The 21345-nt window shown below is 62.7% G+C and carries 21 protein-coding genes; 7 read left to right on the forward strand and 14 right to left on the reverse strand.

The genetic code is table 11. The features are described 5' to 3' along the window. Positions 1-89: 89 nt before the first annotated feature. Positions 90-1022, forward strand: a complete 933-nt coding sequence (locus QE395_RS16200) for a GAF domain-containing protein (RefSeq protein WP_306989929.1) — start codon at positions 90-92, stop codon at positions 1020-1022. Between the two features lie 108 nt (positions 1023-1130). On the opposite strand, the gene QE395_RS16205 is transcribed toward QE395_RS16200, so the two are convergent. From QE395_RS16205 to QE395_RS16215, 3 genes are all read right to left on the reverse strand, one after another. Next, complete coding sequence (locus tag QE395_RS16205) at positions 1131-1304, reverse strand: hypothetical protein (protein ID WP_095364572.1); 174 nt, start codon at positions 1302-1304, stop codon at positions 1131-1133. Positions 1305-1411: 107 nt separating this feature from the next. Beyond that, the gene (locus QE395_RS16210) at positions 1412-2224 is read right to left on the reverse strand and encodes an alpha/beta hydrolase (RefSeq protein ID WP_306989930.1); all 813 of its coding nucleotides are present in this window, start codon (positions 2222-2224) and stop codon (positions 1412-1414) included. Positions 2225-2364: 140 nt separating this feature from the next. Then, the gene (locus tag QE395_RS16215; RefSeq protein ID WP_306989931.1) at positions 2365-3192 is read right to left on the reverse strand and encodes an alpha/beta hydrolase; all 828 of its coding nucleotides are present in this window, start codon (positions 3190-3192) and stop codon (positions 2365-2367) included. A gap of 157 nt (positions 3193-3349) precedes the next feature. On the opposite strand from QE395_RS16215, the gene QE395_RS16220 reads away from it, so the two are divergent. After that, complete coding sequence (locus QE395_RS16220; protein WP_306989932.1) at positions 3350-3562, forward strand: hypothetical protein; 213 nt, start codon at positions 3350-3352, stop codon at positions 3560-3562. Positions 3563-3573: 11 nt separating this feature from the next. Here QE395_RS16220 and QE395_RS16225 read toward each other — a convergent pair whose 3' ends face one another. The 3 genes from QE395_RS16225 to QE395_RS16235 all read right to left on the reverse strand — a co-directional run bounded on the left by QE395_RS16225 (position 3574) and on the right by QE395_RS16235 (position 5666). Continuing rightward, positions 3574-4533 (reverse strand): XVIPCD domain-containing protein, encoded by a 960-nt coding sequence (locus QE395_RS16225; protein ID WP_306989933.1) that lies wholly within the window; start codon positions 4531-4533, stop codon positions 3574-3576. A gap of 3 nt (positions 4534-4536) precedes the next feature. Beyond that, positions 4537-5184 (reverse strand): hypothetical protein, encoded by a 648-nt coding sequence (locus QE395_RS16230; protein WP_306989934.1) that lies wholly within the window; start codon positions 5182-5184, stop codon positions 4537-4539. 137 nt (positions 5185-5321) lie between these two features. Continuing rightward, positions 5322-5666 carry a helix-turn-helix domain-containing protein gene (locus tag QE395_RS16235; RefSeq protein WP_068848894.1) on the reverse strand — a complete coding sequence of 115 codons (345 nt, stop codon included), beginning with the start codon at positions 5664-5666 and terminating at the stop codon, positions 5322-5324. A 108-nt stretch (positions 5667-5774) separates the two neighbouring features. Here QE395_RS16235 and QE395_RS16240 point away from each other — a divergent pair, with 108 nt between their 5' ends. Further along, positions 5775-6764 (forward strand): MDR family oxidoreductase, encoded by a 990-nt coding sequence (locus QE395_RS16240; protein WP_306989935.1) that lies wholly within the window; start codon positions 5775-5777, stop codon positions 6762-6764. 164 nt (positions 6765-6928) lie between these two features. Further along, on the forward strand, positions 6929-8011 hold the full coding sequence (locus tag QE395_RS16245; RefSeq protein ID WP_306989936.1) for a S41 family peptidase: 1083 nt from the start codon (positions 6929-6931) through the stop codon (positions 8009-8011). A gap of 232 nt (positions 8012-8243) precedes the next feature. Here the strand turns inward: QE395_RS16245 and QE395_RS16250 are convergent, their stop codons facing one another. Next, positions 8244-9386: a YncE family protein gene (locus QE395_RS16250; RefSeq protein WP_306989937.1), complete on the reverse strand. Its 1143-nt coding sequence runs from the start codon at positions 9384-9386 to the stop codon at positions 8244-8246. Between the two features lie 198 nt (positions 9387-9584). Between QE395_RS16250 and QE395_RS16255 the strand changes: the two genes are divergently transcribed. After that, positions 9585-9800, forward strand: a complete 216-nt coding sequence (locus QE395_RS16255) for a hypothetical protein (protein WP_083214053.1) — start codon at positions 9585-9587, stop codon at positions 9798-9800. A 6-nt stretch (positions 9801-9806) separates the two neighbouring features. Here QE395_RS16255 and QE395_RS16260 read toward each other — a convergent pair whose 3' ends face one another. The 7 genes from QE395_RS16260 to QE395_RS16290 all read right to left on the reverse strand — a co-directional run bounded on the left by QE395_RS16260 (position 9807) and on the right by QE395_RS16290 (position 18757). After that, a complete protein-coding gene (locus QE395_RS16260) occupies positions 9807-13646 on the reverse strand; it encodes an XVIPCD domain-containing protein (RefSeq protein ID WP_306989938.1) in 3840 nt (1279 codons plus the stop codon). Between the two features lie 9 nt (positions 13647-13655). Continuing rightward, on the reverse strand, positions 13656-14156 hold the full coding sequence (locus tag QE395_RS16265) for a hypothetical protein (protein ID WP_306989939.1): 501 nt from the start codon (positions 14154-14156) through the stop codon (positions 13656-13658). A gap of 122 nt (positions 14157-14278) precedes the next feature. Then, positions 14279-14782, reverse strand: coding sequence for a hypothetical protein (locus QE395_RS16270; RefSeq protein WP_306989940.1), 504 nt, complete (start codon positions 14780-14782; stop codon positions 14279-14281). Between the two features lie 1258 nt (positions 14783-16040). Next, a complete protein-coding gene (locus tag QE395_RS16275) occupies positions 16041-16541 on the reverse strand; it encodes a hypothetical protein (protein WP_306989941.1) in 501 nt (166 codons plus the stop codon). 286 nt (positions 16542-16827) lie between these two features. Continuing rightward, positions 16828-17154 (reverse strand): hypothetical protein, encoded by a 327-nt coding sequence (locus tag QE395_RS16280; RefSeq protein WP_306989942.1) that lies wholly within the window; start codon positions 17152-17154, stop codon positions 16828-16830. A gap of 182 nt (positions 17155-17336) precedes the next feature. Then, positions 17337-17729 (reverse strand): hypothetical protein, encoded by a 393-nt coding sequence (locus QE395_RS16285; RefSeq protein ID WP_306989943.1) that lies wholly within the window; start codon positions 17727-17729, stop codon positions 17337-17339. Between the two features lie 176 nt (positions 17730-17905). Next, on the reverse strand, positions 17906-18757 hold the full coding sequence (locus tag QE395_RS16290; RefSeq protein WP_306989944.1) for a hypothetical protein: 852 nt from the start codon (positions 18755-18757) through the stop codon (positions 17906-17908). A gap of 278 nt (positions 18758-19035) precedes the next feature. Between QE395_RS16290 and QE395_RS16295 the strand changes: the two genes are divergently transcribed. Next, positions 19036-19791: a hypothetical protein gene (locus QE395_RS16295; protein ID WP_306989945.1), complete on the forward strand. Its 756-nt coding sequence runs from the start codon at positions 19036-19038 to the stop codon at positions 19789-19791. A 26-nt stretch (positions 19792-19817) separates the two neighbouring features. Continuing rightward, the gene (locus QE395_RS16300) at positions 19818-21131 is read left to right on the forward strand and encodes an XVIPCD domain-containing protein (RefSeq protein ID WP_306989946.1); all 1314 of its coding nucleotides are present in this window, start codon (positions 19818-19820) and stop codon (positions 21129-21131) included. Positions 21132-21345: the final 214 nt, after the last annotated feature.

Raw genomic sequence — 21345 nt, forward strand, 5'->3', positions numbered from 1 at the left:
AACCGGCGGCCACGCCTCTACCCGCGCTTAACCCCGGCGCGGGTCTGCTGACCTACGCTACCGTTTCGTTCCACGTCCCAGGTACCTGCATGACCCCGAGCACTCCTGTCGCCTTCGATGAAGCCGAACGCCAGCGCGCCCTCGATGCGCTGCACATCGTGGGCAGCCTGCCCGAACCGGCCTACGACGATATCGTCAAAGTCGCTGCCGCCGTCTGCGGTACCCCGATGGCACTGGTCACCCTGATCGACCGTGACCGTCAGTGGTTCAAGGCCCGCACCGGCCTGGAAGGCGTGCAGACCGAACGCAACGTGGCCGTGTGCGACCACGCCATCCGCCAGCCGACCCAGCTGATGGAAGTTGGCGACCTCAACCAGGACGCGCGCTTCGCCGACAACCCCGTGCTGAAGGACCTGGGCGCCCGCTTCTACGCAGGCATGCCGCTGGTCACCGAAGATGGCGCCGCCGTGGGCAGCGTGTGCGTGGTGGACGTCAACCCACGCGAGCTCAACCCGACCCAGCGCGAAGCCCTGCAGGCATTGGCCCGCCTTACCATGAACCTGATGGAAAGCCGCGGCCGCGAACGCGAGCAGCAGGTGGCCGCCATCCTGGACCAGGGCGTGGCCGAAGAAACCGCCGTTGCCCCGGACGCTGCCGGCGCCTATACCGTGGTGATCCTGGAGATGCAGGACCTGTCCGAGCTGGCCCAGCGCCTCGGCGAGCGCACCCTGGACCGCCAGTTGCAGCAGTTGGACCAGGCGCTGGAACACTGCCTGCAGCCAGACCGTGGGGACAGCATCAACCGCGTGACCGGCAGCGGTGAGTTCATCGCCGTGCTCGGCAGCGACCACGTGGACGACACCGTGGAGAAACTGCAGCAGGTGGCTCGTGAAACAAGCCAGAGCCTTGGCAGCCCGCTGCTGCTGGGCGCCGCGTCCACCAGCACTGGCGAAGCCACTACCGCTGTTTTCCTTCGGGCTGACCAGGCATTGAGCGCCGCTAAAGACGCGCTACGCGCCTAGGGAGCATCACCGCCGTAGAGCCAGGCCCTGCCTGGCTTCGCGGTGCCGGGACGGAAGGCTGACACGCATGGCGTGTCACTACGCGGTTTAGTCCCCGGGTGACGTGTTTTAGTCGCCGCGTGGGAGCTTCTTGGCCCACATGTTGTCGACCAGATTCGGGTACGCCCGCCCGTTCTCTTCAGCACGCTGCCGCGCCGCAGCCTTCTGCGACGCCGACAACGGCTGCCCCTTCTTCCCCTTGGGATTGGGCTTCTCCCAAGGTGGCGTAGTGGTCTTGCGCATTCAATCACCCCTTAAAAGGAGAAGGCGGGAACACGCCAAACGCGCCCCGCCCCCCGCGTAGCGACACGCCACGCGTGCACCACGCCAGCTTTGCAACCCGGCCTACCTCACCGCGCCAGGAACGCAACCAACGCTGCATTGAACTGCTCGGCATGGCTGGCATTACACCCATGCGGCGCATCCTTCAGCAGCACCACCTCGCTACCTCGAATCGCCTCATGCGTACGGCGGCCCGAGCCTTCATACGGCACCGTGCCGTCGCTGTCACCATGCAGCACCAGCGTGGGCACCGTAACCTTCTTCAGGTCCTCGCGGAAATCGGTGGTGCCAAACGCCTTCATGCAGCCCAGCGCCGCCGTCTGATCAGACTGCTTGCACAGCTCGATCGCTTCCTGGCGCTGTTTTTCAGTGACCTTCAATTCGCCGTTGGCGCTGAAGAAGTCCTTGGTGAACCCGTCGAAGAACTCGTCACGATGGTTCTCCAGCCCCATCCGCATCTGCTCGGCCTTTTCTTCGGTCAGCGGGCCGTCCGGGTTGTCGGCGGTCTTGAGCATGTAGGGCGGCACCGCCGCAGCAAACACCACGCTGCGGAGGCGCTGTTCGCCGTGGCGGGCGATGTAGCGCGCCACTTCGCCGCCGCCCATCGAGAAGCCCACCAGCGTCGCGTCCTGCAGGTCCAGCTGTTCCAGCACCCCGGCAAGGTCGTCGGCCAGCGTGTCGTACTCATAGCCATCGGCCGGCTTTTCCGAACGGCCGAAGCCACGGCGGTCATAGGCCACCACGCGGTAGCCCGCGGCCTTCAGCACCGGTACCTGCGCACGCCAGGATTCGGCTGACAGCGGCCAACCGTGAATGAGAACAACGGGGCGGCCGGTGCCGCCGGTGTCTTCAACGTGTAGACGTACGCGTGTTGCAGTCATGGATAGCTCCAGTTTCAGCCAATGGACGGCCCATGCTAGTCGGCTGGTGCGGGCGCGACGTGAGCATTTCTTTGCTTTGCGCTTACATACTGTGCACGAGGTGCAGCCGTCTAATTACCTTGACTTGACCATCGGCTCCGCTACTCCGGAAGAAGCCGCAGCAATGCTTCATTGAACTCATCTGAATTGCTGATGTTCAGGCCGTGCGGCGCACCTGTGATAACGGCAATCAAGGCGTTCTTCATGGCCAACCCGGTTCCGTGCGCTGCGTTTTGAACTGGCGCGAATTCATCTGCCGTGCCGTGCAGGATCGTTGCAGGTGCTCCGACTACGGCAAGTTCGGACCGGTGGTCGGTCGTACAGACCGATTCCAGGCATCTCATGGCGGCAGCCTGGTCGGACGTCTCGCACATCCGGACGAGCTCTTCGAGCTGCTCCAACGTGATCTTCAGTTCGCCGTTGACGCTGTGATGGTCCTTCATCAATGAAGTAAAGAACGCGCTGCGATCGTCGCCGAGCGCCTGCAACATGCGCACGTATTCCGAAGAATGCAGCCACCCGTTCGGGTTCGTATCGGATCTGAGCATGAACGGCGTCACGGTCGAGACAAGCATCACGCGCCTGATGCCCTCTCCGCCCAACAGCACCTCGGCCCGCACTGCCTCGGCCGCTCCCATGCCAAAGCCAACGAGGCTGACATTGGTTAGCTGCATGTCCACGATCAACGCGGCCAGGTCAGCGGCTGTTTCATCGTAGCTGTAGCCCTCGCTCGGCTTCTCCGATCGCCCGAAGCCTCGCCGGTCATAGGAAATGACGCGGTAGCCGGCGCTGCGCAGTGGGGGCACCTGCAGCTTCCACTGGTCCAGGGTAAGTGGCCAATCGTGCACGAGCACCACCGGGCGACCATCGCCGCCGGTGTCTTCAACATGCAGGTTCACGCGCTTGTGTTTGGCAAGAACATCATTCATGACAGGCTCCAGAATGGAGGACGGCTGACTACGCATGACCGCTGGCCATGCGTGAAGTTGCCTTCCTTACAACCTGTTCCCCGTCCAGCGCGAGCGCACCGGCCGCCTCACGGTGTGAGGCCTGCAGCAAGCGTACGACGGGGTTTCTAAGGATCTCGTGAAGCACTCGGTCGCCAATGGCGAAGTGCGGGTGGGCGTGGCCGGAACCCCGCGCGACGGCCAGGTGCCGCCGCTCTGCCCGAACCGGCTCGTGTCACCGGATATCAATGGGCCGCAGGTGGAGTTCCATCTGAATACGCGCGGGCAGATGAACGCGCTTAGCGTGGTGCACGGCGAAGGGCGGGCGCGGTATGTGCGGAAAGGGACGTAACGGGCAGGGCATCACCCCATTCGTCGCACGGCAACCTCTCGCTCCTGCGATTGCATCTGTTCGGCCTGCGCCGCCAGCTGTTGGGTCTGCTGGTTGGCGTTGGCCAACTGCTCGCCACGTTCCAGCGAAGCTTCAACCGGGGTCTGGGCGGCCTGCGCGGTGGGCATGGAAGCGCGCAGATGCGCTGGGTCGTTGCGCTCGCCCTGCACGACGAAGATGTTTTCAGCTGCCGTCGCGTTTGGGGTGCGCTCACTGAGCATTACGTGGTCCACGCGCGATAGCCCATTTTCCTTGGCGAGCACATACAGGCTTGCGCTGACCCGCTCACTGGTGGGGTCGAAGGTTCGGCCATTGGCGGCGTCCAGTTCTGCCACCTTCTCCCGGATCTGGGACAGCATGGGGTCGCCCCTCACGCCTTCGTAGACATCATTCTCGGAGATCAGACGCTGCATCAGCGTCCGCTTCGGCATCGCATTTTCGTGCTCTGTGTTGAGCTTGCTGCCTGGAATCTGCTCAGGAATGCTCTTGATATCACGCATGTTGTTGAGGGGCTTGATTGCCCCCTCGAAGCTCTGATCCTGCCCCGACTTGGTCTGCCGGTGGATGCCAGCATGGTTGAGGGCACCCCAGGTGAAATCGATACAGCTGTTGGAGAGACCGCCGTACTGCATGTCGAACCCATGCTTGGCGGCATTTGTTCCGTAGTCGACGATCTTGTCGTACTGGCCCCTGCTTATCTCGAGCGTGCGCGCGTAATAAGGCTTTTGATATTGATCGAAGTCTTCGTTCGTTATCGCGCCAGGGCCGCTGGTCGCGCCGTGCTCGATGGGTGCGAAGCCATAGCTATGACGTTCTTTGCCATGTTCAACAACCAGGTACATGTGCCCGGCAGCAGAAGTGCCACCACCGCGCAGCGGCGTTCCGGGAGCTGCGACGTAGACGGTAACGGTGTAGGGAGCTTCTCTGCTCATCAGTTACTTCCCCCGCTTGAAGTAGGCAACCACCAACTCAGCGTTCTGGTCCTGAAACCCGGGGTGGTCACTCATCAGCTCAACAGTCAGCCGATAGTGACCCGGCGCGATCTGCTCTGCAGCTGCAAACTGGAAGTACGTTTCAACGTGCGTCGAGTTCAGCAAGCCTGCCTCCTCAAGCAGCGACGTATCCACACTGGTCACAGTGACACCAGGCACCGCCCCGTCGGGCGGTAGCGCCATCCATTCGCCCGGCTCCCCAGTGGGCCTGCTGAGAGGAACAGCCGCGATGGAACCTTCGGTCACGCGGAGAAGGCGTACCTTTGCCGGCAGGTCTGCTTGAAGCACCCGGCTGGCCAGCGCGATATCTGCGTCCGCATTCTGGCTTAAGGTGCGGAACCCAAGCATCAACATGGGTGACGCATTCCGACCTGGCGGTGGAAGCTCAAACTCCACATTTGCTACCTCGCCCGCCTTGTCCAAGGCAATGGGCCGGGTAAGAGGAACCTCCGTTCGCATCGCAGCGTTCTCCCTGTTGGCTTCCACACGGGGCTTGGCGGTTTCTGCTTCCCGCCCGCACGCGGCGAGGCCGGCAATGACGAACAGCGTCGCGGCGCCCATCAGCATCGATCTTGTTACCCAAAGCTTCATGGTCAATTCTTTTCCTAGTACGGCCGTACTCGCCTGCGTAGTCTGGGGTACACGGACACGGGGAAGAATAGGAAAAAACCTACTTACAGCTTGACCGGCGTCACAGAAGCGGGCGGAAAGCCCTCAACGAGCGCCCTTCACGCCTCTTCAGCGGTCTCCTGGGTCTTCTTGTACGAATCCCCCCAATCCCGCATCGCCAACAGCACCGGCACCAGTGTCCGGCCCAGCTCCGAGAGCCGGTACTCCACCTTCGGCGGCACCTCCGGGTACACATGCCGCACCACCACGCCATCGGCCTCCAGCTCGCGGAGCTGGCTGGTCAACATCGATTGGGTGGCGTTGGGGATGAGCCGGGTCAGCTCCATGAATCGCCGGGTGCGTGACACCAGGTAGAACAGGATCACCGGCTTCCAGGTGCCGCCGATGACCGACAGCGTGGCCTCCACGCTGCAGCCGGTTTTGCCATACACGCGCCGCGCCATTACGGGATACTCCTGAAAACCATAGTACCTACGGGAAAGCATAGTTCTTGTGGCAACCACGGTGCGACCATAGCATGCAGGTCATGTCCCCCGAGGTGATCGATGCCCATGAAATTCAATGCCCTGCTGGCCACGAAAGAAGACGGCCAGGTCTCCACCCAGCTGGTGGCCTTTGACGAAGCCGACCTGCACGAAGGCGATGTGCTCGTGCAGGTGGACTACTCCACCCTGAACTACAAAGACTCGCTGGCGATGACCAACGCCTCGCCGGTGATCCGTACGTTCCCGCTCATTCCCGGCATCGACCTGGCCGGCACCGTGCTGGAATCGGGCAATGCCGGCTTCCGCCAGGGCGACCGCGTCGTGCTCAACGGTTACGGCCTCAGCCAGACCCACCACGGCGGGCTGGCGCAGCGCGCGCGCGTTCCCGGCGAGTGGCTGGTGAAGTTGCCTGACGGCATCAGCAGCAAAGACGCCATGGCGATCGGCACGGCCGGCTACACCGCCATGCTGTGCGTGCTGGCGCTGGAACACGGCGGGGTGAAGCCCGAGCACGGCGACATCCTGGTGACGGGTGCCAACGGTGGCGTAGGCTCCATCGCCTTGGCCATCCTCTCCAAGCTGGGCTACCGCACGGTGGCGTCCACCGGCCGACCCGAACATGCGCAGTACCTCAAGGACCTGGGCGCCGACGAGATCATCGACCGCGCCACGCTGGCCGAGCCGCGCACCCGCCCGCTGGATGCCGAGCGCTGGGCCGGCGTGGTGGATGTCGCCGGCAGCCACACGCTGGCCAATGCACTGGCGCAGACGAAATACCGCGGCGTGGTGGCGGCCGCCGGGCTGGCGCAGGGTACCGACCTGCCTACCTCGGTGCTGCCCTTCATCCTGCGCAATGTGACCCTCGCCGGTATCGACTCGGTGCAGGCGCCGCATGCCGTGCGTGCCGAGGCATGGAAGCGGCTCGCGACCGACCTGGACCTGGGCAAGCTGGCCAGCACCGTTGAAGTGATCGGGCTGGAAAAGGTGCTGGACGTGTTCCCGGCATTCCTGGAAGGCAAGGTGCGTGGGCGGTTGGTGGTGGATGTGAACGCCTGAGCATTTCGCCGTAACATCGAAGCAAAGAGCACCGCGGCGCCTTCGAACCAGGCCGCACCACGGTAGGGTCGCACCCCAGTCGACTGCACGTAACCGTGCAACAACCGATTACGGCATTACCCGCAACGAAGGCGCCGCACCCCAGGCAACCACGGAGACCGCAGGTGGCAAAAGCTAAAGGATTAGCAGTACTACTCACCACAACAGCACTAACCGCAGCCTGCATATTCCCAACCCGGGCCGCCCCGGCTCCGCCAACGCCGGATACGCCAGACGTACGCGAGACCATCCTCCAGCTGCTCGAACAACGCGCCCTCCACAGCGACCAGATCGACTGGCCTGCAGCACACCAGCAGCTCAATCAGGCCCGCAGCACGGACGAAGCCGACAGGATCGTCACCGACCTTATTTCCCGCAGCACGGCCAACCACGGCCGCTGGCGCCGTACACAGGCAGCGCCGAGTGCCGCTGGTGAAAAGCCGCGAACCGCTGACACCGAGCAACATCGCCAGCGCGATACCCAAGCAGGTGCACCTGTGCTTCAGCGTAGGCCGGCAGATCCCGACGACCCTATCGGCTCCATCCGCGTACCACCTTTCATGGACAACCCGTCAGCACCACGAGAAATCAAGCATCAACGGCGTCAGGCCTTCGCCCGGATGCTGCAGTCGCGGCTCCGAAGCGAGGATCAGCGCAACCTCTGCGGCTGGATCGTGGACCTCAGGGAGGACCGGGGCGGAAACATGTGGCCAATGCTGGCCGGCATTGCACCCCTGCTGTCCACAGACCCGAAGCATCGCGAAGTCATAGGCGCGTTTGTCCGTGGCGCAGAGCACCAGACCTGGAGTATCGAATCCGGTCGGGTGCTGCTCGGTGAGCGCTCACCCATGAGCTTGGATTCCGCGTCTTATGTACTACGGCACCCTGCCCCACCGGTGGCGGTACTGATAGGACCGAGAACCGCCAGCTCCGGGGAAGCAGTGGCGTTGGCCTTCAGGGGTCGCCCGGCCACTCGCAGCTTCGGCCAGAAGACGTCCGGCTATTCCACAGCCAACGTGCCGACTCCACTTCCTGACGGAAGTACGCTTTCGCTCACCGTATCGGTATCGGTTGATAGGAATCTGAAAGGCGATGGCGGGAAGCTGGAGCCGGATGTCACGATAGAGGATGGGGTAGAGGCAGAATCGGCTGCGCGCAGTTGGTTGATGGCGCAACCTGCATGTCGCGGCGTCGCGAAAGCCCCATAGTCCCTTCGGCAATGCTGCCTACAGCGGTGCTACCAGAACGCTTGGCACGTGTCAGTCCGCGCCGCCTGCGTAACATGAAATTTCGCTGTAACACGACCAGCGTTACGGTGAAAATTCATGTTACGACCTTCGCTTTCATCAACGGGCAGGGTGGATCATTCCGCCTGCGTTCGTCACGAACGAAGTTGCCCGACGTCCATCAGCTACGCCGGGCAACCCTGCCGATCACGCCTTACAGCGCGATACGCGCCACAGACTCCTCACTCCCCTTCTCGTCCTTATCCCCATTCTTGATGGTCACGTACAGGACGTTCTTCTTCGCATCCAGCGCCAGGCTGTTCGGGTGGGTCGGCACATCATAGGTGCCTACCTGCTTGTAGCTCTCGCTGTCATACGCGGTCACCGTGCCAGCTTCGCGGTTGGTCACGTAGAGCCGCTTGCGCGGTGCATCCAGCAGCAGGCCCAGCGGACCGGCGTCGGTGGCGATGCTGGCCAGTTCCTTGCCGGTGGTGGGGTCCAGCACCAGCACGCGCTGGCCCGGGTGCTTGGAGACGAAGCCCGGAATGCTGCTGCCCTGGTACTTGCGGATCATCTCCAGGCCCTGGTCGGTCACGAACAGGCGCTTGCCGCTCGGGTCCAGCGCCAGGTTCATCGGCTGCTCGGCACTGATGTTGAAGCGCTGCTCCACCTTGCCGGTGTCGGTGCCCACGGTGACCACTTCGCCCAGCAGGTTGGAGGTGAGCACGCGCTTGTTGGCCGCATCCAGGGTGAGGCCCGGCGCCTTGGCGTTGCCCAGGCCCGGAATGGTGTTGATCAGCTTGAGCGACTGGGTATCCACCACGAACAGCACGCTGCCTTCGCCGGAGTGGCCGGTCACGTACAGGCGGTTGTTCGGGGAATCCACCACCAGCTCGCGCAGGTCGTGCGTGTAGCCGGCCTTACCATCCTTGCCAACCTTCTTCTCCATCAGCTGCACGATGCCCACAGCCTTGTTGGAGGCCGTGTCGACCACGGTCACCGAGGTGTCCACGGTGTTGCCCACGTACAGGCGGTTGTGGGCGTCATCGAGCACCACGCCGAAGGCTTTGCGCTCCAGCGGGATCTTGGCTTCCACGGCCAGCGAATCCGGATTCAGGCGCAGCACCTGGGCCGGGCCGGCGGCATCGCCGAAGCCGCCCGAAGAGGCCACGAACAGCGCGTTCTGGGTGGGGCTGAATGCCAGCTCGTACAGGCCCTGGGCCACGGCGGCGCGCTGCACGGAGGCGGCGGCGGCGGTGGTGGCGGCCTTTTCAGCGGCAAAGGCGGACGGAGCGCCAAGGGTCAGGCTGACGGCCAGCGCCAGGGCGGCCGAACGGAACAGGGAACGAGGGTGCATGCGAGCGTCCTTGTGAGAGGCAGAGGAAGGATCCTGGCTCGCGTGGCCGCTGGGAGGAGCGGCCAACCACACGGTCGAATGACGTGGGAAGGCTGGCTGGCCCGGACATCTTAACAGGGGTGGCCGGCGGCGGGATTCTTCCGTCCCACGCCATGAGACGCCCCTGAGCGATCCTGCGAACCGCTTCGGAGGATCAACATGAACAAGATCGACCTTGATTGGCTGGAAGAGTTCGACCAGGCCATGCTCGGGCTGTATGCCATCAACCACAGCGACGCCGGCATGGACGAGCAGCTGCTGGTGAGCTACTACGACCTGGAGCCGCGCGAGGCGGCGCTGGCGTTCGGCAATGACTACGACCTGGACCGGATGAATCCGCTGTGGCCGCCGATGGGGCTGGCGCTGAACAGCTGAGCGCAGTCAGTACCCCATGCTTGCCGCCGCAACCTGCATCTCCTGCTGCACGCGCTGATCTTCTTCCTGCTGCTGCGTTGCCAGTTGCGCGGCACGCTGTTGCTGCTCGAACGCCGCGACGTCGAACTGCTCAAGTGACTCTTCGAACGGGGTCTTCACTGCCTGCGCCGTTGGCATGCCGGCGCGTTGGTGGCCGGGGTTGTCCAGCTCGCCCTGGACCACGAAGACGTTCTGGCCGCCGGGTTGGCTTTCCGTGGGTTGGCTGAGCACCACGTGGTCCACGCTGTCCAGGCCGTTGCTCTTGGCCAACACCATCAGGCTGCCGGTGAGGCGCTCGCTGGTCTGGTCGTAGCTGCGGCCGTGGGCCTCGTCCAGCTTCGCTACGCCCTCGCGGATCTGCTGGTAGAGGGCGTGGTCGGGGTGCTCGGGGTTGAGGGGTGTCCAAGGTTCCTGCTCATCAGCGGGCTGCACCACCCGCGCCATGGCAGGCTCTGGTTCTGGCTCCGGCTGCTGCTCCGGCACAGCCAGATTCGCGATGACGTCGTTCGCGGGTTCTTTCAACGGCGCGGCATCCAGTTGCTCGGCCACCACCACCTGCTCAACCACGTCTCTCGGCGGTGCCTCTGTAACAGGCTCGTCGAGCGAAACTTCATCCCTCGGTGGGTGCTGCGTTGACGCCGCATCATCCATGCCCGGTCGCTCGGACGTCTCAGCCTGCACCGCGACCTCCAGCTGGCTGGCGTCCACGCGGATGACAGCCTCCGGCACCGCTTCGGGGGTTACCGGGTGCTCGACCTTCGCTTCTGATGCAGCGACGGTCGCAGCGAGGTCAAGGACTTCCACCGGTGGCCGTTCGACAGGTTCGGCCACAGGCACCGGCTGTATCGGTGTCGAGGCGATGTCGGGTGAAGTGGGCGCCGTGTGAGCTTGTGGGTCGGCCACAGACGCTTCGCGCCGGGCCTCCTCTTCCTCGGCAGTACGAGCGAACGCCTCCTGGGTACGCTGCTCTTCGACGTGCTCACGTGCGCCCTGCTCAGCCCCCTGAGCTGTCTGGGGCTCTCGCTGGGCCGTGGACTGCTCCTCGACCGCGGAGCGCTCGACAGAAGCCGCTATCGCTGCTGCAGCCAGATGAGGGGATGGCTGCGAGGGAGGTGGCTCATTGGTAGTGCTTGGCTCGTTCTCAAGCAGCTCCGGTACGCGCGCTTCAGCGACGTCCCTGCCATCCGCCCGCATCGCCGCCAATGCAGCCAGCTGTGCGGCCTCCTCCGCGGAAGCGCCTTGCCGGTTGGCCTCCCTCAGCGCCTGCTGATGGGCGTCCCACGCGTCGGGCGACAGTGCCTCAATGCGCAGCTCCGGCGCGTTCTGGATTGGCACCTCGTCCGCCACGTTGCCCTGCAGCGCAGCCGTATGCTGCAGTGCCGCCTGAACCCTAGCAACGTCCTCCATCGTGGTGGTCGCCGTGAGGACCATGCGGTTGCCACCCGCATCCCCGAATGCAGCAATGGCGCTGTCAACGCTTGGCGCGTGGGTGCGCGGGTCTGGTATCAGTTCAAGTACCAGGTCACCTTGGCTTCCATTGTCCGCAAGGCCCTGCTCCACCGCCGCCGCTGTAACCGCCAACTGCGCTTCACTGCGTTCGATACCGTGCCGTGCGTAAAGTGCTTCCACCTGCCCACGCACGCCTTCCGGTGCCAGTTGCACCGTGGCCTTGACCTGCTCGGCCATGTTGCCCAGACCGGCCACGCCAATCTGCTGGCTCTGCCAGGTGACATCCAGCTCATCGCTGAGGTTGCCGTCAGCCGTGCCACTGAACACCAGCCCGTCGTCGCGCCACTGGCCATCGTCCTGGCGGGTGTACGTGTGGCCGTTGCTTGCCTGCAGCGTGCCTGATCTGCCCTGTGCGTCCTGGATGGCGGCGGGAACTGAAGGATTGTCTGCATCGCCAAAGTCGCTCCAGCGCCCTTCCGCGTGCGCCACCATATAGCGCGCCGCGACGGCGGCTGGCGTATTGGCGGCGTTCTGGGCGATCACGGCCCGCGACTGCGCATCTAGGGCTTGCGCCTGCTCCGCTGAAACCGGTTCGTGGCGTGTGGTTGGCGCACGCCCATCCAGCATCTGCGTGATCTGCTGCTCCCATTGACGGGAGTTGGGGTCGCGCACGAATGCCCTCCCCGTTTCAAACGGCGCCGGCGGGGTTCCCTGCTCAGCACGAGCATTCAGGCGATACGGATCCTGCGGCGGAGGAAGATGGGCCAAGCCCAGCTCGTACGACGCCTTGGCCGCCTGCCAGTTCAACTGCCGCTCCAGTGTGCCAGTCGCCACGTAATCGGCGCGGAAGGTGACATCTTCCCCCTGCGCGGTCTGAACTGGCCGCAGTTCAACGCCTGTGCCGAGCTCAGCGGACTGCACCTGCTGCTGGTGCGCGGCACGCAGCCACCGCCCTTCCTCGTCGGTAGGGCTTCGGGTCCAGGTGCGGCCCATGGGGTCCACCTGGACGTAGATGGCTTTCATATCCTTCTGGTTTGCCCACTCCTCGCCGAGGTGGGCGCCCAGAACACCGCCGCCTACGCCGATGACCAGCGCACCCGGTCCGGTCCAGGAGCCGCTAGTAAGACCAACACTGGCGCCGGCGACAAAGCCGCCCAATGCGCCCCCGACATTGCGCCCGACGAAGTGCGCTGCCGTTGAATGAGCACCCGCTGCGTTGCCTTGGGACCTCAGCTCCACCCACTTGTGCCCAGAGATGGCGAAGTCCTGCGCCAGCAGTGTCACGCCGGCAACGCCGGCGACCTTCATGCCCGGGCTCATGCCGGCGTGAGGCGCACGCGGGGCGTTCTCGGCGGCAGCCTCCACAGCAGTTGCTGCTGTCCCGGGTGGGGCCCGCGCCGCGCCGGGCTGCGACCCATGCGACATGTTTTCGGGTACATCGACGTAAGCGCGCGGTGCCGTCGCCAAGCTGGAGCCCGCGGCTACCCACTGCGCCCGCGTGGCCGTCATCTCTGCAAAGCTCAGGGTCTTGAACTCGTCCACCGAACGGTTGAACAGCGATTGCGCCACGGCATCGTAGCCATCGATCGGCCTCAACTGCAGACGAACCTCGGCAACGGTCACCGCGTGGCCGCTGTTGGTGGCGGCCTCCCGCGCGAGGGCGATCTCCAGCGCTTGGTATTCGGCAGCCGACTTGCTTACAAAGGCCAGCGGATCTGGGCCAAAGGAACTTACCGGGTATCCGTTGATCCTAGTGTTTGGATGTTCAAGTGCAGTGGTCAGCTCGAAGTTGCTGAAGCCTCGTCCCGCCGGAGCATTGTGGACCATCGCCAGCAGCGGCTTGCCAGTCGCGATGGCGTTTTCGAAGTACTGTGGACTGCCAGCGTTCCACATGATGTCCTGGAGCGCGCCCGAATAGTTCCTTCCCAGTGGCTCAATGCCACGCGCTTCCATGAAGGCCTTGAGGTTGCCCTCTGCGACTGTGAAGCCAGGGTGCCGTTCGGGAAATTCGTTCAGCTCTTGAACAAAGCGGCCCCAGGGCGTGTCACCAATGATCCCGGCCTGCTTCCGAACATCATCCACGTAATTGGAGGCATTGCGATAGTTGGGTACCTTCGATCCATCGGTACCGGAGAAGCCAACATAGTCGACTCCATCGGGAAGCCGCGCCGGATTCGCCCGCAATCTCTCTTCCACATATGCAGCGTAGCTCGTAGCAGCGTCGGGACCTGAGCCGGGAGTTTTGAGATAGTCGATGACCTCCGTCATCTGCTGAGGCGAGATCCGGCTTTCGTCCGCCTTGTTCGTGGCAGCACCCAAGGTCGTTCGGGCAAACTCATCAAACGTGAAGCTGGTCATGATGCCGAGTCAGGTCACGTGCGCTGGAACATGGACGTCCGCCAGCACAATCTTCCCATCAGTCAGCCGCTTCGACGCGGCTAGATTCTCAATTCCAACTTGAGCGAGTGCGTCAACAGTTGAGATTGCCGTGTAGTGCATCGCTTCCGTGTTATTGGTTTGTCCGGCGAAGGCATTCACCAATCCCTCCGCAAGTTCCGTTACGAATGCGAGGTCGTCGTTTGTGTCTCCCAAGGTCTTCTTGAACCGGAGCATGTCCTCCAGAACCCAGACTGGTGTGAGGTCCAAGGTGCATGCCCACTCCCGGCCCTCTGCCCTCTCAGCAACCGTTTCAGACCCGAAGACTCCCATTCCACCGATGCGTTCGCCATTACGCAGAAAGGCGTACTGAAACTCGATCGTCCTGCCTCCGCCTGCGTCAGAGCTCGGCAGCATTCGCGGCCTCGGAATCGAGACGCCACTGAAAAGGTCAATCGCAGATCGTTCCCGTGGTATGAATTGGAGAGGCATCATAGTTCCTTGCGGGGAGAATGCCCCCTTCGACTTGAATCAATAAGCATAGCCACTTTCCAAGATATCTTTCATAAAGGGAGCGAGCATACTTCGTCAGGACTAGTACCTTTCAACCCAGGCTATACGTGTGATGGCACAGCAGCTTCACCCAATACAACTTTCTTGTCAGGAAGTACAGGAATTGCCCCTGCAATAGGAACACCAGTCTGATCCAGGGCCTCAACCGAAGTCACGGCGATATAGCTAAGATTGTCCTCGTTGTCCATTTGCCCGGCACATGCCAGGACCAGACCCGGTGCGAGACCTCGCAGGAACGTGAGATCTTCGTCCGTGCTGCCGAAATCTGCTTTAGATCTGAGCATGGACTGGATGGTCTGCTCCCGGGTTAGATCGAAGGTGAATACCCATTCCCGGTACCCGTCGGTCTCAACGACCACGTCGCGACCGTCGAAGCCCAGCCCACCTATCCGATCTTCGCCGCGGAAGAACGAGTAATGGTACTCCGTGCCGCCCTCACCGCTAGCCAGCGTGGCTGGTAAAATCCGAGGGCGCGGAATTGAAACATCGCTATTCGGATCGTAAGAGGAGTGCGAGCGAGGCTGGAAGCTAAGAGGCATGGTCATCTCTGGATGTTTAGTCGGATATACGGCGTACTGATATCTCGCTCTTAGCGCCAAGTACAAGCATGTGCGGCCCTAAGGACCCAGTCACGAATCAGATCAACCGTAAACCGGCGCTCACTCGCGCCGCCGCGGGCTATAAATTCAGCGCTCCCGACAAGCCTCATTCGGTCAACACGTTCGCCATGAAGAAAAAGGAAGTACTGGCATTCGCTGTGGACTGGATCCTCGGGTGGACTTGCTGGAAGCATTCGCGGAGCAGTCATGACGATGCCATAAGATCCTGGATGTGGCTCAGAGTTAAGGGGCATGCCCCCCTCGGTTTGTGACGGCGCGATGAGCGGGGACATGAACTTCGGCAAGAACGACAGTCCCTTGTGCCACGACGCGCACGCTTGCAGGCACGGGAAGGCCCAAGGCCGAGAGCGCTTCAAACGAGGTAAATGCGACGTAAGACACGTTATTCCGATTGTCATCCTGTCCCGCAAACACATTCACAAGACCTCTCGCGAGCGCTGTTAGGAACGTGATGTCGTCATCCGCGCTCCCGATGCGCTCTTTGGAGCGAAGCATTGAGCGCAGAGCCGATTCTGAACTCAAATCGATGGAAAATACCCACTCGCGCCGCCCAGACGCCTCTATAACGTCCTCCGTCCCGAAAACTCCCAGGCCATCGATTAGCTCGCCGCCTTTGCGAATCGAGAATTGGTACTCAACGCCCTCGCGGCCATCTTGGAAGGTGTGCGGCAGGATTCTCGGCATAGGGATGTGAACGCCGCTCTCCTGATCAAACGACGAGGTTCCCCTCGGCTTAAAGTCTGTGGGCATAGTCGCTTCCCTAGATAACGCGCCTTAACGTAACGAACGTACTTCGTCTGTACGAGGGCATCTTGACTCAGGCGATAGCCGCCCAAGCGTTCGGCGTACTCCATCGCCGCCAGAGTGCCACATGGACATCGTCCGCAACTATCAGAAAATTCCCATTTTGCCACTTGGAACACAAGTCGATCGAGCCTTCGCGACTGCTGAGAAGAAGACATCGCTCGTTTCAATGTTCCCCCGGTCATCAACCCCGCCGCCGGACCGCCTGCGTCGGCGTAGCTGGTGACGCTGTCAGGCCCTGAACCCTGCGACTTCAGGTACTCAATCACCCCTTCAACCTGAGCATTCGAGACGGGACTCTGGTCACGAATATTGGTGGTGGCAGAGAGGGTAGTCCGGGCAAAGTCGTCAGACACAGAACTGGGCATGGTGCCTCACGTCAGGCAACATGCGCGGGAACAAACAACTCAGCGAGGATGATGCTGCCATCAGGCAGCTCCAGGTAGCCAGCAGGTGCAGGCGCACCAACGCGCGCCAGGTCTTCGGCGCTACCGACGACCAGATAGCGCCTGCTCTCGGGATTGGCAGTTTTACTCGCGAAGACATTCACCAAGCCCTGTGCCAGGAAGCTGACAAAACCGAAGTCGTCGTTTGTGTCGCCCAGGAACCTCTTGAACTTCAACATATCAATGAGTACTTCAGCAGGGCGAAGATCGAGTGTGTAGATCAAGCCGCGCTGCCCCTCCAACTCGGCAGCAACTTCGGTTCCGAAAAACCCCATGGCACCCACCCGCTGACCGCCTCGGCGGAACGTGTACTGGTACTCGACGCTGGCAACACCATCCAGCGGCGCATCTAGGAGAATTCGAGGATGCGAGATTGTGACGCCACTACCCTCATCAAATGAGGTATTTTCGATGGGCTTGAGGTGGATCGACATCACTCTTCCTTAGTCTGTTCCGGTTCAGGCGTCGCTCTGCCCTTCCTTCGCTACGAATCAGCGGGGCCGGGGCGATGACGGCGGCGTCGTGCAACAGTTCATCCCTCGCGACTTAGCTCAATCCGCCTTCACCGGCACCGGCTTGGCCAGCCACGATGATCGCCGTTGGCCGAACATGAGACTGAAGCGATTCGAGATGGCTTGCGGGAAATATCTTGTCCATCAGTATCCGCGCATGCTCTTCGCTACTCAGGTGATCACTCGCAGCGCTGATTCGACACCCACCCTACTTCCCGAAAAAGAGTGTGAAGTCCTTGTCACCAAACCAAGGCTTCTGAAGGACAAGCGTCGCCATGAGCGCCTCCTCCGCTTCAAGTTTAGAGGCGAGCTCGGAGTCACCTTGCCTCTTTGCCACAGCAAGCTGTTGCCGTGCTTCCTCGAAGAAAGCGCCCACCAAATCTTCCATTACCCAGATGACCAGCTCGAAGCGTGGCGCCGCCTGAGGCTCTTTCGCCACGGAAGCCAATGCGTCATGGATTCTGACCAAGTGACCCGGGTATTCCTTCAGCATCTCGCAAAGTCTCTGAGGAATTGGAGGCAGCGAAGCGGTCATTTGCAGCATCCATTGTGTCTAGTGACGGTCATTCCAATCAGGCTGCGGCTCCCAAAGCGCTGACATCACGTTGTTGGGAGCGCGCGCGGAGGGTAGCCGCGTGCCCGACGAGCTGGCGGACGCTGTACGGTCCCGGATCTCAGGATGCCATAACGACTGGCGATGAAACCATAGTAAAACCCCTATACCTTCACGCCCGCACAAGCGACGTCTTCAAGCATCGCCAGTGGCTTCATCTTGGCCTCATCCCGCTCCAAGAAATCAAGGAGACCCCTATCGCCGATCCATTGCTGCTTCAATGCCACACGAAGCATCAGCATTTCCTTTGCTTCGGCGTGGCGAATGCCATCGGCACTGCCTTTGGCCTTAGCAGCATCAAGTTCGACACGAGCCGACGCCACGAAACCTTCAAGACAGTCTTCCAACGCCCACACAATGTGCTCAATCCGAGGCGGACTGGCACCAGCTTCGGAGGCTGCCCTGTCCATGGCCAACTGCAGCCGCTCGATATGTTCGGGATATGCGCTCAGAAGTTCACGGAGTTTGCCTGGCACGGGTGGCGGCGAGAGGTTCATGTTAAGTGCTTCCGTTCATCGACCCGGGGTGGACCCAAACAACGGCGTTCAGGGTCCATCGGGTAAAGAGTGCCATGCCAGCGGGCTGGTCGGCCATCGGAGAATTCCTACCGCTTGCTCGGCGTTTCGTTGGCTCGATTGCTCCTGCGGGAATGGTGTAGACAGCGGCGGGAGGGCTACCCCTCAACCAACCGAAGTATCTCCGTCACCCTACGCTCCAAGTCCCTTCGCTCCGCTTCATTCATCATCGCCCGCTTGAGGTAGGCCTCGAAGTCCTCACCCGTACAAGCGTTCTGCATCAGGCACAGCGTTCCCATCAGTTTGCCCGAGGGCCCGCAGTCGTACCCCATGCGGCAGCCAGCCACCATCCATGCCTCGCCGGCGTGCTCGCCGGTCATCAAGCCCGCCGCTGGGCCGCCTGCGCTGGCGGGGTAGTTGCTGTGCAACGTGCTGCCCATGGCAAACACGGCCGCCGGATCATTGGAGCCCAATACTTCTTCAAGCTGCTCGGCAGCTTCAGCGGTATCCAGCCGCTTCTGCTTGAACGCGTTGTCCATCAACCGGGAGGCCAGGTCGCCGTTTTCGGCAGCCTGCGCGTACCAGCCCGTGACCAGCTGCATCGGCACGATGGCGCCACCGTCCACTGCCCCGCATTGGGCGAAACGTTCGGCCGCCACCTGCTCCAGCACGGAGAGCTGGGCAGGCGCCCTGATCATCTGCCTATAGAAATCGAGGCTGTCCATGAAGTGCTCGCGGTCAATATTGACGAAGTAGCAGCCTTCATAGGTGTCGGCCAACAGGCGCTGGGCCACGGCATCGCCCGCCTTGGCCCTCTGTTTCAGGTCCTCGAAGGTCTTTACCCGGTCTATTTCAGCAGGCCCGCCTCGGCTGGTGCGGCTTTCCGTTGCATTGGCGCGCACCGTGGCCGCAACGGCCGACGGCGCCACCTGGGCTTTCCCGCCCGGCGCGTCACCCTGCGTCGCTGGCGCATTCCACCACAGCGCAATGCACACCACTGCGGCGACCAAGCCAACCGCCAGCCAACCTCTGGTTCTTCCAACCACAGCGCCAACTCCCTTTGCCATCGCGGCTACAGCCGTTGAATACCATGGAAGGGCAGCAGCAAGCACCCATTCCTATCCCGTTGACACCACATTCCCTATAGTTGACCCCAACCAATGCAATGGAATGGCCCATGAGCGTGATGTCATCCGGCCGGTGCCTGTCAGTTGCACTCGCCGTCGCCCTGAGCGCCAGCGCCTGTGCCAAGGCCCCACCCACGGAAAAGGGAAACAAGGAACCTGCCATGTCTGAAGACACCAGCCGGAGCCGCACGGTGGATGGCTACACCTACACCACCGCGCCGGTAGTAGCCCAGCTCGGCCCGCACCGCTACGCATTCCCGGCCAACCTCTACGACGACCAGATCGGCCCGGCCATCGGCGGCGGCGTTGGCCTGACCCTGATGTGGCCCGAGCTCAAGGCAGCCGCCCCTGGCACGCGCGGCACCCGCTCCATGGCCGACCACCACCGCGCGATGTCCATGTCGGTGGACTACATCGACGGCGTGCCGATCACGGAGCTGCTGGGCCGCATGACCAGCACCGACGCCACCAGCGAGGAAGGCTCGGCCTACCGCAAGGATCCGCGCCGCCGGCTGGACATGCGCACCCCCGGCGCCGAACAGTTCGGGCTGACGCCCTATGCCATCGATGAAGCGCGGATGGTCGAATTCGCCCAGGCGTACGAAAAGCAGACCGGCATGCCGGCCAAGCGCAACGCCAACGTGGAAAGCGACTGGTACATCGCCCGCACCCCGGGCGGCGAGCTGGCAACCTTCATCAAGTGCGACAAGCTCCAGGAGGGGCGCGACTCACTCACGCTGAAGGGCGAGCAGGTTGAGATCGACGAAAGTGTCCCGGTCTCCGGCTGCACCCATAATTTCGTGGATGCCGACAACGACCTTTCGGTGACCCTCTCCTATCCCCGGGTGTTCCTGAAGGACTGGAAGGCCATCGAAGCCGCCGCGCGCGGCGTGCTGAGCGCATACAAGGTTGAGTGACCCAGGATGTTCAGGAGGAACAACGCGTGAGCGGATTGAATCAAAAGGATCTCGACATCCTGCGGGCATACGCCGACGACGGCAACCGCGAGCGGTATTGGAACTACCTTGCCCAGAAGCAGGGCAATGATGGCTACGGCCTGCTGGCGCTGGGCGTGGTGCGCAACGATAGCCTGCCCGGCCAGGTGGCCAATGCCTATGCCCAGCTCCAAGCGGCCGATCAGCACGACCGCAACCCAAAGCTGCAGAACCGCACCCTGACAGAACGCCAGTGGGAGGCGTTCGGCCAGACCCTGCTGCACCGCGATCTGGAGCGCCGCGAGGCCTGGCTGGAGGCCGGCAACCCCACGTTGGCGCTCAACCTTCCCGGCCGGGATGTGCAGAAGGCCCACGACCTGGCCTTCGAGCGCCACAACCTGGACCCGAACTGCTGGACCCCGCGCATCCTGCTGGAAGCCACCCGCAAGAACCTGAGCGAAGACGCTGCCGAGAACGTCTGGAAGGAAATGCTCAACAACGATTACCGGGGCACCGCGCGGGCATGGAACACCGCCGGCCATGCCTACGACGCCATGCCATGGGGCCAGGCCACCGCCTACGTGGCCAAGCTGGGCGTGTATGAGCTGAGCATGGCCGACCAGTCGCTGCCCACCAGCAACCCCAACGTCATCGGCATACGCAGCTCGTACCACGTGTATGACCCAAAGGCCGGCACCTGGTCGCACCACACCGAAAGCGGCTTCCCCATGCAGGAACGCAATCCACGCGTGCTGGAAGGCCTGAACGACACCCGCGAGGTCCGCCTGGAGCGCGAGGAGAAGGCAACCCACTTCCACCCAGACGACCCGTACCGGCAGCGCATCGAAACCCCGAAGGTGGTGCTCAACGACCTGCCCGGCCAGGAACCGAACACCCGGCTGGCGGCACTGCGCCCCGGCGATGCGCATTACCCGCTCTACCAGCAGATACGCGAACACGTGGCCGCGCTGGACGCCAAACACGGGCGCAGCTTCGATGAAACCAGCGAACGGCTGACCGCCAGCCTCACCGCGCTGGCCGTGGAGAACAAGCTGGACCGGGCTGACCACGTGGTACTGAGCCAAGCCACCGCAGAGGGTGCGGCCGGCCGCAACGTGTTCGTGGTGCAGGGCAACCTGCATGACCCGGCACAGCAGCGCGCTGCCATGGCCACTGAAATAGCCGTGCAGACGCCGGTGGAGCATTCGCTGCAGCGGCTGGATCAAGCAGGCCAGGAACGGCAGGCCTTGGCCATGCAGACCGAACAGCGCACGCAGCAGAACCAGCAGGAGCTGGAAGCCCGCAGCATGCGAATGGGGTGAGGCAAACATCCCTCCGGAAGCCACGTGCACATGGCTTCGCGGAATTACCCATCAGGGCCGGTGGCGCAGGCCGGCCCGGTACACCCTCAGCGGGGCCTGCCCTGCCCCTTCGGTACTTCGCTCCCCACCGGGAACGAATCTCCCCAAACGTAGAGATCAACGCCTTGGGCGCTCCGATCCAGGTTCACGCAGTCCTGGATCAACGACCGCAGCA

The sequence above is a fragment of the Stenotrophomonas sp. SORGH_AS_0282 genome, from assembly GCF_030818125.1.
Classification (GTDB): domain Bacteria; phylum Pseudomonadota; class Gammaproteobacteria; order Xanthomonadales; family Xanthomonadaceae; genus Stenotrophomonas; species Stenotrophomonas rhizophila_A.

Coding starts and splice junctions, on each gene's coding strand:
- QE395_RS16280 (WP_306989942.1), bottom strand. CDS start 17,154: ATGACCGCTTCGCTGCCTCCAATTCCTCAGAGACTTTGCGAGATGCTG.
- QE395_RS16265 (WP_306989939.1), bottom strand. CDS start 14,156: ATGCCTCTCCAATTCATACCACGGGAACGATCTGCGATTGACCTTTTC.
- QE395_RS16250 (WP_306989937.1), bottom strand. CDS start 9,386: ATGCACCCTCGTTCCCTGTTCCGTTCGGCCGCCCTGGCGCTGGCCGTC.
- QE395_RS16235 (WP_068848894.1), bottom strand. CDS start 5,666: ATGGCGCGGCGCGTGTATGGCAAAACCGGCTGCAGCGTGGAGGCCACG.
- QE395_RS16200 (WP_306989929.1), top strand. CDS start 90: ATGACCCCGAGCACTCCTGTCGCCTTCGATGAAGCCGAACGCCAGCGC.
- QE395_RS16240 (WP_306989935.1), top strand. CDS start 5,775: ATGAAATTCAATGCCCTGCTGGCCACGAAAGAAGACGGCCAGGTCTCC.
- QE395_RS16285 (WP_306989943.1), bottom strand. CDS start 17,729: ATGAACCTCTCGCCGCCACCCGTGCCAGGCAAACTCCGTGAACTTCTG.
- QE395_RS16205 (WP_095364572.1), bottom strand. CDS start 1,304: ATGCGCAAGACCACTACGCCACCTTGGGAGAAGCCCAATCCCAAGGGG.
- QE395_RS16295 (WP_306989945.1), top strand. CDS start 19,036: ATGTCTGAAGACACCAGCCGGAGCCGCACGGTGGATGGCTACACCTAC.
- QE395_RS16215 (WP_306989931.1), bottom strand. CDS start 3,192: ATGAATGATGTTCTTGCCAAACACAAGCGCGTGAACCTGCATGTTGAA.
- QE395_RS16225 (WP_306989933.1), bottom strand. CDS start 4,533: ATGAGCAGAGAAGCTCCCTACACCGTTACCGTCTACGTCGCAGCTCCC.
- QE395_RS16230 (WP_306989934.1), bottom strand. CDS start 5,184: ATGAAGCTTTGGGTAACAAGATCGATGCTGATGGGCGCCGCGACGCTG.
- QE395_RS16260 (WP_306989938.1), bottom strand. CDS start 13,646: ATGACCAGCTTCACGTTTGATGAGTTTGCCCGAACGACCTTGGGTGCT.
- QE395_RS16270 (WP_306989940.1), bottom strand. CDS start 14,782: ATGACCATGCCTCTTAGCTTCCAGCCTCGCTCGCACTCCTCTTACGAT.
- QE395_RS16275 (WP_306989941.1), bottom strand. CDS start 16,541: ATGTCGATCCACCTCAAGCCCATCGAAAATACCTCATTTGATGAGGGT.
- QE395_RS16210 (WP_306989930.1), bottom strand. CDS start 2,224: ATGACTGCAACACGCGTACGTCTACACGTTGAAGACACCGGCGGCACC.
- QE395_RS16255 (WP_083214053.1), top strand. CDS start 9,585: ATGAACAAGATCGACCTTGATTGGCTGGAAGAGTTCGACCAGGCCATG.